This window comes from Glaciecola sp. G7-5 (assembly GCF_055808975.1).
In genome coordinates this window covers 2638326-2650866 of record NZ_CM147892.1, presented here as the reverse complement: position 1 = coordinate 2650866, position 12541 = coordinate 2638326, and the positions used below count along the sequence as shown (strand labels likewise).

The following is a 12541-nucleotide window of genomic DNA, read 5'->3' as shown; positions in this document are numbered from 1 at the left end:
GCTATACTATATACACTAGCTAGTTACTGTATATTGGCTAACTAAAAAAATAATTTTTAAATAATTGTAAGGAATAAAAGCATGAGTGAATCAGTCGTAATTGTTGCAGCAAAACGCACCCCCATGGGTGGTTTCATGGGTGCCCTTTCTGGAGTGACATCACCAACCTTAGGTGCGGTGGCAATAAAAGCAGCCCTTGATGGTATTCCCGCTGATGCTATAGATGAGGTCATCATGGGCTGTGTCTTGCCAGCAGGTCTTGGCCAAGCTCCAGCACGCCAAGCGACCCTTGGCGCAGGTCTACCTTTGAGTGTTGGCGCGACTACCATCAATAAAGTATGCGGTTCGGGCATGAAAGCCATCATGTTGGCGTCTGACCTAATTAAAGCCCACAGCGCTAGTGCAGTCGTTGCTGGCGGAATGGAAAATATGTCCAGTGCACCTTACTTATTACCAAAAGCCCGCGCCGGGTATCGCATGGGCCATGGCCAAACTTTCGATCACATGATGATGGACGGCTTAGAAAATGCCTATGATGGCAAAGCAATGGGCTGTTTTGCTCAGGATACAGCGGACGACGAAAGCATCACCCGCGAACAAATGGATGAATTTGCGGTTGCCTCGCTTAGCAAAGCACAAACTGCCATCAACGATGGTACTTTTGTCGATGAAATATGCCCAGTAACGGTTTCATCTAGGAAAGGAGATATTACCGTCGATACTGACGAAGGCCCAGGGAACGCGCGTATTGATAAAATTCCAAGCCTACGCCCTGCTTTTAAAAAAGACGGAACGGTAACCGCTGCGAACTCAAGTTCTATTTCTGATGGTGCCGCGGCCTTACTTGTGATGTCTGAAGCGAAAGCCAAAGCGCTTGGCCTTAACCCTTTAGCGCGAATTGTTGCTCACGCGACCAATGCAATAAAACCGGAAGACTTTACCGTCGCTCCTGTTGGTGCGATTGAAAAAGTCCTAGGCAAAGCCGGTTGGACAAAAGAGGATGTTGACTTATTTGAAATAAATGAAGCCTTTGCAATGGTCACCATGCTTGCCATTAATAAGCTTGGTCTAGACAGTGCAAAAGTAAACCTGAAAGGTGGCGCTTGTGCTTTAGGCCACCCAATTGGTGCATCAGGTGCGCGCATCGTTGTTACGCTCCTGCATGCGCTTAAACAACAAGGTCTGAAAAAAGGTGTCGCGGCTTTATGTATAGGTGGTGGAGAAGCTACCGCTTTAGCAGTAGAGATGCTTTAAGATATTCTCTTTAGGCTATTTCAGCACTAAAAAAAACCGGCGTTTGAAAGAAGTCATCAAACGCCATTTTTTGCCCCCTCCTGCTATGGCCTTATTAACTTATAACAGCAATCAGTTCATGAATGGTCTTTACCGGCACTACCTTTGCGCCGAGGCCTTCCATCGATTTATGGTAGTTTCGATGGGGAATATAAATTTCTGTAAAGCCGTGCTGCGCAGCCTCCTTCACCCTAGGTACGCCACTGTCGATAGGACGTACATCACCATTTAAACTTAACTCTCCCATGATGCAACTGGTGCGAGGAATAACGAAGTCGTTTAAGCTACTCAGTAAAGCAGCAACCAAAGCAAGGTCAATACAGGTTTCAGATTCATCAATTTTTAAGCCGCCCACGATATTAAAGAAAGTGTCGTGGAATATTTTCGTTTTTGTATGTTTGCGCAATACGCCGGTTAGCATTTTTATGCGGTTCATATTTAAACCTACACACACTCGCTGAGGATACTCAGCTTCGTTGTCAGTCGTTAAACATTGTATTTCCAATAGGAGATTACGATTCCCCTTACGAATGCAGGTAATCGTCGAGCCGGGAGATTGAGTACTAGAGCCCGATAAGAAAATTTCACTGGGATTGTCAACGCTCAGCATGCCGCGCTCACACATACGAAAAATACCGACAGTATCTACGTCACCAAAGCGGTTCTTATTAGCTCTTAATGTGCGAATCTGGCCATCGTTAGTGTCGATATGAAGTAAGGCGTCGACGATATGCACCAGCGTTTGTGGGCCGGCTATTTCATTGTTCTTATTCACATGGGCAATAATAAACATGGTGACGTTGTTTTGCTTACAATACTGAGTTAGGGCTTGCGCTGCAGTTTTTACTTGAGAAGGCGAGCCTGGGCTACCGTTTGCAGCATCGGTCACTACCGCTTGTATAGAGTCGATGACCGCAAACTTAATTTGATGCTTATCTAGTTCCTCTATGATGCTTTCGACGCTGGTTTCACTTAGCAAAAATAAATTATCATTGTTGTATTCAAGCTTTAAGCGTTCAACTCGATTCTTAAATTGCGATAAGGATTCTTCAGCTGTGCAATACAACGATGACATACGCATGGACATTTTTGCGACAAGATCTGATAAAAGGGTCGTTTTGCCTGCACCTGGGTCACCCGATATAATATTAACCGAGCCTGTTGTGATACCGCCACTGAGCACTCGGTCAAGCTCCCCTATGCCACTGGGGCTTTTTTGGGCATCAACCGAGGCCACGTCATTTATTTTTTTGCACCAGCACTATGACCGCCAGCATACCCTAAAACCCGTTTCCCAGAGGATGTTGCTCCTGACGATGGGCTTATACGCATTTCTTGCATCGTATTCCAACTACCGCAGATACACTGTCCTTGCCACCTGGCTGTGCTATGGCCGCAATCGGTGCAAACAAATTGGGTTTTTGACGCCTTTGCCATAAAAGATGAGTCCTTTTTCGAAAAAAGATGATGATACTACATGCCAACTTCAATTAAACTAGCCGATAGGATCAACAGTATAAAAATAATAAATTTTTAAAATAGCTATAAAGAAATTAAGAGATGTTTCCGATACCTATAACTATGCACAAAAACGTAATCATCCAAGGGCAATCATTGGGGGGTAGAAAACCCGACAATGGCCCAGACTTGTCTCCATACAAGCAAGTCATACAGGGCCTTGCGCCACTTGTTAACGAGCCCATCTTCAATAGCGAATTTGAACGGCAGACCAAAGCTGTATCACCTGATTTACGCTTTTTGGTGAAGATGGAAATAAAGCGCTTAGCAAAACCTTGTATAAGGTCTATCGATTTACGCACTGTCGTAAAGGATGAATGCCGCTTGTTCCATCATCATGGAATTGCTCACTACTTAAATATTAACGGAATCCTGCGTTTAGAAAAGCTGGTAAAACGTTATGGCGAATATACCTTTGGGGTATATGAAGGTGTATTGGAAGAAGCGCACAGAGAAAAAGAACAGTTTTTAGCCGCGCAAAAGAAACGCAGCGTTAGTTCTGAACTCGTATTGCCTGACGATAATTACATTGTTCCGTGCCAAGAGTTACTCAATTTCCCTATCCGCAAACAAGAGCGTCTTAACTACGTTGTAGGCATCGAGGTTTTCTTTGCAGACAAAAGCAGCGCGCAAGCGAGTACCTTAGACATCTCGGAGTCGGGACTTAGAATCAAGTTAAAAGACGCTAAGATGATTGAAAAAATCAAAGCGTTTGAACCACTACAGATTGTCTTTAGAGGCGTCAATAAACAACATGGTCTGAGTCGTGAGTCGATTTCTTATCAAGTCGTAAGAATAAGTGGCCAAGCAGATAAAGCAAATATTCACTTATACAGACAAAGCGACGGCGATAGTCCTTTTGATATCTTTGTAAGTGATTTGATTAAACTCAACAAGCATCGCTACAAAGTCAATTTAGACAATGTCGAAATGTCGATGGCGAGCAAAGTGTACGAACAGAGCTTTGCTAATATCACGCCTACCCTTCCGGTATTTGTGACTCGTGATAAACATGATTTTTATCGCGCTTCGATGGCGTCGATGAATTCGCACAACAAACATATTTTGGACTATTGGACTGATGAGCGTGGCCATAATTTAATCGGCTTTTTAATCAATCCAAGTAGGATACACCAGTTGCTGCATGACAGCAGTGCCTATCCACTAATGACGATTTATTGCTTTAACCATGTTAAAGACCAAAAAGTCTATTTTTATTCAGCCACCCAAGAAGAACTGGAGCAATATCCCGAATTAGCTTCAACCTTCCTCGGCTATGGCTCAAGAAAAGTAAGCTGGCGTGTATATCAGGTAACTTGTACAGACATCAACCCGGCAGGCGCATTTTCACCTACGTCGATTCCTGATGGTGTTAGCAAGAAAATTGACCGCCTGAATAAACCCTTGACGCCGAGACTACAATCTCAGCTTAGTGCGATTAGTAATATGGTTAGTATTACCGATATTACCTGTGGTTCTGGTCAAGAATGTTATCAAAGCAAACGTATATTTAAGCATAAAATTAAGTTGCTCAAGGCTTTTGGACACGCACGTAACAAGCCGCCTATGTTAGTGAAATCATATAGGCACAAACAAGAAGAGTCCCGTAGGCAAGCGCGTTATATTTTACGAACGCAGATCATGCTGAAAAGCAACAGCCAATACATTCGTGGTATTTCTGAAGATATATCGGTAAGCGGACTAAAAATTGAGCTAGAAGAGCCATTTACTCAGCGACTAAACAGTAAAGTAGAACTGTCTTTTGTGCGCTTACAACAAATCACGCAAAATTTTGAGTTAAAGAATCTCCAATATAGAGTCGTTCATATTAATATTGATAGACAGGTATTGCATGTTCAGGCAGTTTCTTTAGACGAGATGAGCGTGGCTGAAAACTTCTTTATGCAGCTTATTACCAACAATGGTGACAAGCTTGTACAAGTCGATGTAGAAGAGCCGGTAACAGGAATTGTGTCTGCACTTAGAAACTTGCATTCAAAGAACAGCCCGCAATTTTGTGCTTACGTTGAGAAAAAACAACAAGGCTTCTTACCTGCGATGGCAACGGTTAGTCAAGTGAGATCGAAATGGATGGATTTCTTACATCACGACAAAAGCTTAGCGCTCGTGAACTTGGCTTGGCTATACCAAGACAATAACGTGGGAAAAGATTACGTAAATCAGTCTTTGAAAGTGTTAAAGATTGATCCGCGAGCCATTAAAACTGAAATTTATATCGCCACGCCTAGCAAAAGCGAGCCGTCTATAAATATCGTAAGAGCCAAATGGCAATATGAATTGTCGACTCACCGAGCGAAACAAAGTTTTATTAAACAAGCTCAGCAAAATGGCGAATTCATTGCCTTTAGCGTGACGATAAATAAAGCCCTTAAGCCTGACTTAGAAAAAATTGAGCATGAATTACTCTATTTAAGTCAACACGCAATTCATAAAGCTACCTATTTTGAAGAGCGCATGTGGGACATCGCCGGTGCTTTATTCTTAACTGACATTACTTCTGAAGTTCTGTACCGTTATGATGTAGAAAACAAACTAAACGACTAAATTGCATTGGCTTTTTAGTCGTCATTTCTACTTGGCCGCTTTTGCAAAGCGTTTACATAAAGCTGAAATCGCCCTTAGGGCGCTAAACAATATAGTAAGCCTTCAAAGCCACAATAATTAATGTTGGCATCGGCTGCTATTTGTACTTTAGCTTTGGCTTTATAGGCAACCCCTATTCCCGCGGCCTCCATCATCAATAAATCATTTGCGCCGTCGCCAATCGCAATCGTCTGTTGCATATCAAAATTATGCTCTTGTGTTCTTTGTAATAGGATCTGTTTTTTCATCTCGCCATTAACAATATCACCTTCAACAGACCCGCCTAGCACATTGTTTTCAACCGACAATACATTACTATGGGCATAGTTCAGCTCAAAGCTATCTTTTAGATAGTTTGCAAAATAGGTAAAACCACCAGAAGCAATGCAGGTTACCCAACCATGTGCTTGCAAGATTTCAATCGTACGAGCAAAGCCTGGGTTTATGGGTAATCGACTCTTTAGTTTGTCGAGCTCGTTAAGCTCGATTCCTTTTAAACAAGCCACCCGTGCGTATAGACTTTGGTTAAAATCTAATTCACCTTGCATCGCTCGTTCAGTCAACGCGCTCACTTTTTCGCCTACACCAGCCAAAGCAGCGATTTCATCAATACACTCCATATTAATTATGGTTGAATCCATATCCATGACCAACAAGCCAGGAGTACTTAAACGCGTTTTAGTGACCCTAAACGCATCGACAAAGAAATCATTGGCAAGTTGCCTTAGCGTTTCGTTGGCGACGACACACGAAGGCCTAGTTTCTGCTGCGCTTATGTGCGTATTACTTGCACTGGAACCATAAATACTGAGCTCTACAGCCTGTTGTGGGAATTCATCGCTCAAGTGATGTGCTTGTATTAATACATAAGATGCATCTGCAAAATATTTGCTCACCATTTTTTCTAAGCTTGTAATATTGATGGCTTGACCAACGATGACAATTTTTTCAACATTATTTGTATCAATCGACTTTTGTTCGATATAAGAAACGAGCTTTTCCTCTTCAAGGAAAGTCGATTGGGTATCAGCCTGAATAGCTAACGTATTTCCCCTGCTCAGTTGCTCGCGAAGGTAACGCGTAGAAAAGTGAATATTAGCTTGAGTTTGAGTTGGCTTTGGAGCTTGTTTGTTCAAAAGAAGGCGTTCCCTGTTGCAATTCTGTGCGTCGAGCAATACTGGATATTGCTCGATTTTCTATAAAAAGAGTTTTCATAATGTTATCAGAATAAGCAAGTCGGGTAAGTAAATTAGTGGGAAATTTTACTTAGTTCTCTTTATTATTGATGACCTCGCGCATGCGCTGTTGCAATACATCAACCAACAAATCAGGTTGAAACTTTGAAATAAACCGATTACATCCTACTTTTTTTACCATTGCTTCATTAAAGCTTCCGCTTAGGGATGTATTTAAGGCAACAAATAAATTCGCCATGCGCGCGTCGCTTCTCACCTCAGCGGTTAGTCTGTAGCCGTCCATTTCAGGCATTTCGGCATCAGTAAACATCATGAGAATTTCATCTTCTACTTTTTTACCGCTATCGGCCCAGCTCCTTAAGCGATTTAAAGCTAACAAGCCATTTTTCTCTTCTATTATTTCAATGCCCAAAGGCGCTAGGGTTTCGCGTATTTGCCATCTTGCAGTCGCAGAATCGTCAACAACAAGAATTTTTTGCCCGCGTAATTGATTGCTAACTTTTTCATCTAAGGCTTCAGGAGAAATAGTTGTATCGTAATGTACGATCTCAGAAAGGACTTTTTCAACATCTATAATTTCGACTAATTCTTGGTTTTCACCGTTGTCATAGCGCGTAATTGCAGTTAAATAATTATTTTTCCCAACAGAACTCGGGGGCGCTTGAATATCACTCCAGGAGGTATTCACAATATTCATGATTTGACCAATTAAGAAACCTTGTACACTGCGGTTATATTCAGTGATGATGACGTTTTCAGGCTGATACTCTGGATTATTACTGTGCATTTTAATCGCATCTCGCAAATCTATTACGGGAATTGACTTACCACGGTAGTTTGTTACTCCTTTTAAATTGTAATGCGAACCCGGTATTTGGTTCATCGCCGGCACCGTGATCACCTCACGCACTTTAAATACATTTAAGGCAAAAGTATGGCGCGTGCCCAATTTGAATAAAAGTAATTCTAATCTGTTTTCGCCCACCAACTGTGTTCGTTGGTCTATTGACGACATTAGTTTTGACATTGCACTTTCTCAACAAGAATAAACAGCTACTAGTGTTTATCGACCATTTTTATAAAAACACGATTAAAATATGCGGTTTGTAAGACTAAAGATTTCAACAAATGCTTGGCAAATTAAGCCTTTTCCACTATGGTCGACCCATCCCAAATTTAATAGAACATCACCTATTGTTATCATGAATATTCGTAGCAGCAATCACAATTACTCAATATTTAAGCGTATTTCTACGCTTATATTGTTCATATTATTCGTTGCGATTGGCGCTAACCTTTATATGATGCACACACAAAATGCAGCTAGTTGGTACCGCGTAGAGTCCGAGCAACTAGGGCGTAGCCTAACTGTGCAAGCCGCTAGACTTGTGGCAGCGCCCTTGGCCCAAAAAGACCAAACGATGCTTGATCACTATATAGAGGTGGTCAATCAAGGAATATTTGTAAAAGGTGCTGTACTATACGACGAACTCGGCGTACGTCTTGCGAAACAAGATGATCGATTATCTGTAGTCGACATCCTTAAAAACAGTGATTTAGAGCCCTTAGTATTCGTAGAAGATATTGTATATGAAGGCAATGTAATTGGTTACCTAAAGCTGGTACTAGATAAACAAGCAATTACAGAGCATCATAGAGCATTTAACAAGAACCAACTTTTGCAGAGTCTGTTGATTATTGTGCTCAGTATTATTGCTGCAACATTGAGTACACGCTTGATTTATAAACTGCGTAAAAGTTATCGTTTGGTCGACAGCGAAGATGATCTGATATAAAGGTAAACACAAAAAAGAAGTAAAAAAAATCACCGCTTAGCGGTGATTTTTTTGAATGTGTGTTCTTGCTATAAAGCTTATTTGCGCGCTTTTCTTAAGCCAGCAAATGCTAATAGACCTAAGCCCATCAATGCAATGTGTGAAGGAGCCGATACTGGCACTGTGATGTCAGAGTAAGTATAGATTACTGATACCAGACCACCTGCTTGCGTGGTAAAACCAGTTACCAAGTTACCAGCGCCTGTTGCAGAGCTTGTTGCGTTTGCATCAAATACGAATGAGGTTGAACCTGGGCCTGTGAATGCCGCTAAGGTGCCAGCATCAGTAAACGCCGCTGAAGTTGCTGTTGTGCTCGCGGTAATGTTATTTAAGGTAAAACCTGAAGTACCGCCGTAATCTAGGGTACCGTCATACGCTGTTGCGCTGAAAGTATTTACGATTGTTGGCATCGCCACAACCAATTGATTCATCATTGCATCAATAAGAATAAGCTCAGCAGATAAATTAGTCACGATAGTCGCTGCTTGTGCGTCTCTACTCTCAACTTCAGCAGAACCGATGATTTCGCCGTCAATTGAAAAGGCGACTGAGTCTAGTACGCGAGTACCGCCCATGGTATCAAACTTAGCTAAGCTAACAGTAGTTTGAAAGTTAGTATCTGCGATAGTAACAACTTCGCTAACAGTGATACTTGCTGCATTTGCAAAACCAGCTGCACATAAAAGGGTAGCGCCACATAAAATATTCTTTAACATCGTGAATTTCCTTCAAGTATAAATAGGATTAAACAAACATTAGCCGGGAGTGACTAAACGTTCCTAGTACTGAGGGTATAGCAATGGCTGTGCCAACTTTTTATTTTATTAATTTACAACTACTTATGAATTTTTCACAATAAACAAAATGTTTGCTGTAAAAAATCATGACAAACACCCCATAAGAAGTTTCTTAACAACTCTTTTATAACTAGGCGAATGTCGCAATAGGCACACGACATCTTATTTATTAAGCTAAGGGCATAAACACGCGGCGGTAATTACGATCGGTTTTGCTGATGACTTCATCCAAGGTTTCTTCAAGTAAATCAGCTAAGGTCTTGGCGATTAAGGGGAGACGCTCAGGGGTATTTACTTGTCCTTGATAACCCGATATCGGCATATCAGGTGAGTCAGTTTCCAGAAGCAAATGCGCAAGACCTAAGCGTTGAACGGTATTGCGAGTTTTTACCGCTCGCGCATAAGTAATCGTGCCACCTATTCCCAATGAAAAACCAAGATCTATATAGGTTTGCGCAGTTTCGTAACTGCCGCTAAAAGCATGTATCACTCCCCCATACTCAAATTTAGTTGCCTTTAATATTCTTATTAATTCGTTATGAGATTGTCTATGGTGAAGAATAAGCGGCTTTTTAAGCGATTGTGCAAGGACAACTTGTGCTTGTAGCACTTTATATTGATATACAAATGAAATGTCTAAGCATCCATCTAGGCCGCACTCACCTATAGCCACATAGTCATCGCAGTGCTGCTTTGCAAGGTCAGTCAGTTCTTCAATGCTTTTCTCAAACGCTTTATGCGAAAGTTCTTTTAAAAAGTAAGGATGGCATCCAAGGGCAATATCTATTTCAGCATGTTTTGCTTTTATATTTAGGAGGGTCTGAAATTGCTTGATACTCAAGCCCGGTACGAGAAATTTATCTACACCGAGTGATTTAGCATTTTCAATTACCTGCGAAAGCTTGCTGTCGAAAGCTGGTAAGTCTAAGTGGCAATGGCTGTCAATCATGAAAAAGCCTTAGCTGATAACGAAGTCAGGCAGGTCTAGTGAATTTGCCTCATACACTAAGGCATTAAGCGCTGATTAGACCATTGTCCATGTTCATCTTTATTATATTCAAAGCGGTCGTGAAGGCGATGCTCGCCGCCCTGCCAAAACTCAATTTGTTGTGGCTTCACTAAATATCCGCCCCAAAAATCAGGCAAAGGAATATCTCCTTTGGCAAATTTTTCCTTCATTTGCATAAATTGACTAACAAGCAGCTGGCGCGTTGATATGGGGCTACTTTGTTTACTTGCCCAAGCGCCAAGCTGGCTATCTTTTGGGCGAGAGAAAAAATATTTAGCAACGGCTGTACGTGATAATGGCTCTGCAATACCGCACACTCTTACCTGGCGCTCTAAAAAATACCACGGAAAATGCAAACTCACTTTATTGTTTTGCTTGAGCTCTTGTGCTTTACGACTGCCTAAATTGGTATAAAACACAAAGCCTTCGTCACTCACATCTTTAAGCAGCACGATACGCTGACTCGGCTGTCCGCTGCTATCAACAGTTGCCACAGTCATGGCGTTGGGATCAGGTAAATCTGCCGCAATGGCATCTTCTAACCAGCGAGAAAACAGGTCCATGGGATTAGTGCTGAGCACATCAGTATCAAGCCTGCCTTTGGTGTATTCTTTGCGAAAATCTTGCAATGGTTTCATGATGCGCTCCCTATGCGACAACGACTTATCTTTTTATCGTATTTTGTAAGCTCAAATAGCCAGTTATTACGTCCGGTAGTCTTCTTCATAGCCTAAGGATCGTAGGGCTCGTTCATCATCCGCCCAGCCCGATTTAACTTTGACCCAAAGCTCTAGAAACACTTTATTGTCGAACAATGCTTCCATGTCTTTACGTGCTTCAGCGCCCATTGTTTTTAAATGGGAGCCATTTTTCCCAATAATCATGGGTTTTTGTGAAGCACGGTCAACCAAAATAAGCCCATGGATATGATAAACGCCTTTTGGCGTAAGCTTAAACTGTTCTATTTCTACGGTTACCGCATAAGGAAGTTCATCACCGGTGTAACGCATTAGCTTTTCACGAATAATTTCAGCGGCCATAAAGCGGCTAGAACGGTCTGTAACGAAATCTTCAGGATAATAAAACTCACAAGCAGGCAAATTATCAAAAATCAACTGGCGTAAATTGTCGATCTGTTTGCCTTGTTTAGCAGAGACAGGTAACAAGTGCGCAAAATCGTGCTTGCTGTTAAGCTCTTTTAAGGTGTCCATCAATTTACCTTGTTCACTCACCATGTCGATTTTGTTCACAACCAACCAACAAGGCAGACCTGATTGCTTTATTTTGTTCAGCACAAGTTCGTCGTCATCAGTCCAGCGCGTGCCTTCAATGACAAAAAGCACCATCGAAACATCATTAAGAGAACTAGACGCCGCCCTATTCATGAGCTTGTTAATGGCTTTTTTCTCTTCTGCGTGTAGGCCGGGTGTGTCTACATATATTGCTTGTTTATTATCAAGCGTATCGATACCCATTATACGATGGCGCGTAGTTTGTGGTTTGCGCGATGTAATACTGATTTTTTGCCCTAATATGCGGTTCAAAATCGTTGATTTACCCACGTTTGGACGCCCTACAATAGCAATCATGCCGCAATATGTTTCATTCATAAGGCCAGACTCTCCAAAATTTGTTTTGCGGCTTCTTGCTCCGCGATGCGTCGGCTTTTCCCGGCACCTATTTTATGGACCTTAAGGGCGCTAACATCACATTTGACAGTGAAAATTTGAGCATGGTCCTTACCTTTGATATCAATCACTTTATATTCTGGCAGGTCGTACTGTTTGCTCTGCAAGTATTCTTGTAATTGCGTTTTGCTGTCTTTAATTTGGATATTGGGGTCAAGCGCTTTAATGCGCTCATGAAACAGCTTATCAATCGTACATGTTGCTGCGTCTAACCCAGCTTCAACATAAATAGCACCAATAACGGCTTCAACAGCATCTGCTAATATTGAATCTCGTCTACGCCCACCACTTTTCATTTCGCCCGGGCCCAGTTTAATGAGTTCACCTAAAGTAAGCTCACGCGCTACCTTCGCTAAGGTTTCTCCTTTCACTAGGTTAGAGCGCATTCTGGTTAGTTTACCTTCTGGTAAATTTGGAAACTTCTCGTATACCCGCTGCGCAATAACTAAACCAAGCACCGCATCCCCTAAAAACTCTAAGCGTTCATTGTGTTTTTTCGCTGCACTTCTGTGCGTGAGCGCTTGCTGTAACAAGGCAACATCTTCAAACCTATAGTCAATTTGCCTGACTAATTTAATGTAAGGGTCAATCAAGCGCTACC

Annotated in this window: 10 protein-coding genes and 1 pseudogene; 3 read left to right on the top strand and 8 right to left on the bottom strand. The window is 41.9% G+C overall.

The features are described 5' to 3' along the window. Positions 1 to 81: 81 nt before the first annotated feature. A complete protein-coding gene (locus AC0L6H_RS11680; protein WP_473389134.1) occupies positions 82 to 1254 on the top strand; it encodes a thiolase family protein in 1173 nt (390 codons plus the stop codon). A 94-nt stretch (positions 1255 to 1348) separates the two neighbouring features. On the opposite strand, the pseudogene radA reads toward AC0L6H_RS11680, so the two are convergent. Next, positions 1349 to 2730, bottom strand: a pseudogene (gene radA / locus AC0L6H_RS11675) (DNA repair protein RadA). Between the two features lie 177 nt (positions 2731 to 2907). Here radA and AC0L6H_RS11670 point away from each other — a divergent pair. Further along, positions 2908 to 5376: a PilZ domain-containing protein gene (locus AC0L6H_RS11670; RefSeq protein WP_473389133.1), complete on the top strand. Its 2469-nt coding sequence runs from the start codon at positions 2908 to 2910 to the stop codon at positions 5374 to 5376. 74 nt (positions 5377 to 5450) lie between these two features. Here the strand turns inward: AC0L6H_RS11670 and serB are convergent, their stop codons facing one another. After that, positions 5451 to 6551, bottom strand: a complete 1101-nt coding sequence (serB, locus tag AC0L6H_RS11665; RefSeq protein ID WP_473389131.1) for a phosphoserine phosphatase SerB — start codon at positions 6549 to 6551, stop codon at positions 5451 to 5453. Positions 6552 to 6681: 130 nt separating this feature from the next. After that, complete coding sequence (locus tag AC0L6H_RS11660) at positions 6682 to 7638, bottom strand: chemotaxis protein CheV (protein WP_473389130.1); 957 nt, start codon at positions 7636 to 7638, stop codon at positions 6682 to 6684. 70 nt (positions 7639 to 7708) lie between these two features. Between AC0L6H_RS11660 and AC0L6H_RS11655 the strand changes: the two genes are divergently transcribed. Then, positions 7709 to 8407, top strand: a complete 699-nt coding sequence (locus tag AC0L6H_RS11655; protein WP_473389129.1) for an AhpA/YtjB family protein — start codon at positions 7709 to 7711, stop codon at positions 8405 to 8407. Positions 8408 to 8484: 77 nt separating this feature from the next. Here AC0L6H_RS11655 and AC0L6H_RS11650 read toward each other — a convergent pair whose 3' ends face one another. From AC0L6H_RS11650 to rnc, 5 genes are all read right to left on the bottom strand, one after another. After that, the gene (locus AC0L6H_RS11650) at positions 8485 to 9162 is read right to left on the bottom strand and encodes a choice-of-anchor E domain-containing protein (protein WP_473389127.1); all 678 of its coding nucleotides are present in this window, start codon (positions 9160 to 9162) and stop codon (positions 8485 to 8487) included. A gap of 250 nt (positions 9163 to 9412) precedes the next feature. Further along, on the bottom strand, positions 9413 to 10192 hold the full coding sequence (locus AC0L6H_RS11645) for a TatD family hydrolase (RefSeq protein ID WP_473389126.1): 780 nt from the start codon (positions 10190 to 10192) through the stop codon (positions 9413 to 9415). Between the two features lie 56 nt (positions 10193 to 10248). Continuing rightward, positions 10249 to 10890, bottom strand: a complete 642-nt coding sequence (gene pdxH, locus AC0L6H_RS11640; protein WP_473389125.1) for a pyridoxamine 5'-phosphate oxidase — start codon at positions 10888 to 10890, stop codon at positions 10249 to 10251. A gap of 66 nt (positions 10891 to 10956) precedes the next feature. Further along, positions 10957 to 11862 carry a GTPase Era gene (gene era, locus AC0L6H_RS11635; RefSeq protein ID WP_473389124.1) on the bottom strand — a complete coding sequence of 302 codons (906 nt, stop codon included), beginning with the start codon at positions 11860 to 11862 and terminating at the stop codon, positions 10957 to 10959. Further along, entirely contained in the window at positions 11859 to 12533 is a 675-nt protein-coding gene (gene rnc / locus AC0L6H_RS11630; protein WP_473389123.1) for a ribonuclease III, read from the bottom strand. Before rnc ends, era begins: the two co-directional genes overlap by 4 nt. Positions 12534 to 12541: the final 8 nt, after the last annotated feature.

What these genes read in the sequence shown, in the direction of transcription:
- AC0L6H_RS11645 (WP_473389126.1), bottom strand. Translation starts at nt 10,192, where the DNA reads ATGATTGACAGCCATTGCCACTTAGACTTACCAGCTTTCGACAGCAAG.
- AC0L6H_RS11655 (WP_473389129.1), top strand. Translation starts at nt 7,709, where the DNA reads ATGCGGTTTGTAAGACTAAAGATTTCAACAAATGCTTGGCAAATTAAG.
- AC0L6H_RS11660 (WP_473389130.1), bottom strand. Translation starts at nt 7,638, where the DNA reads ATGTCAAAACTAATGTCGTCAATAGACCAACGAACACAGTTGGTGGGC.
- era (WP_473389124.1), bottom strand. Translation starts at nt 11,862, where the DNA reads ATGAATGAAACATATTGCGGCATGATTGCTATTGTAGGGCGTCCAAAC.
- AC0L6H_RS11680 (WP_473389134.1), top strand. Translation starts at nt 82, where the DNA reads ATGAGTGAATCAGTCGTAATTGTTGCAGCAAAACGCACCCCCATGGGT.
- AC0L6H_RS11650 (WP_473389127.1), bottom strand. Translation starts at nt 9,162, where the DNA reads ATGTTAAAGAATATTTTATGTGGCGCTACCCTTTTATGTGCAGCTGGT.
- pdxH (WP_473389125.1), bottom strand. Translation starts at nt 10,890, where the DNA reads ATGAAACCATTGCAAGATTTTCGCAAAGAATACACCAAAGGCAGGCTT.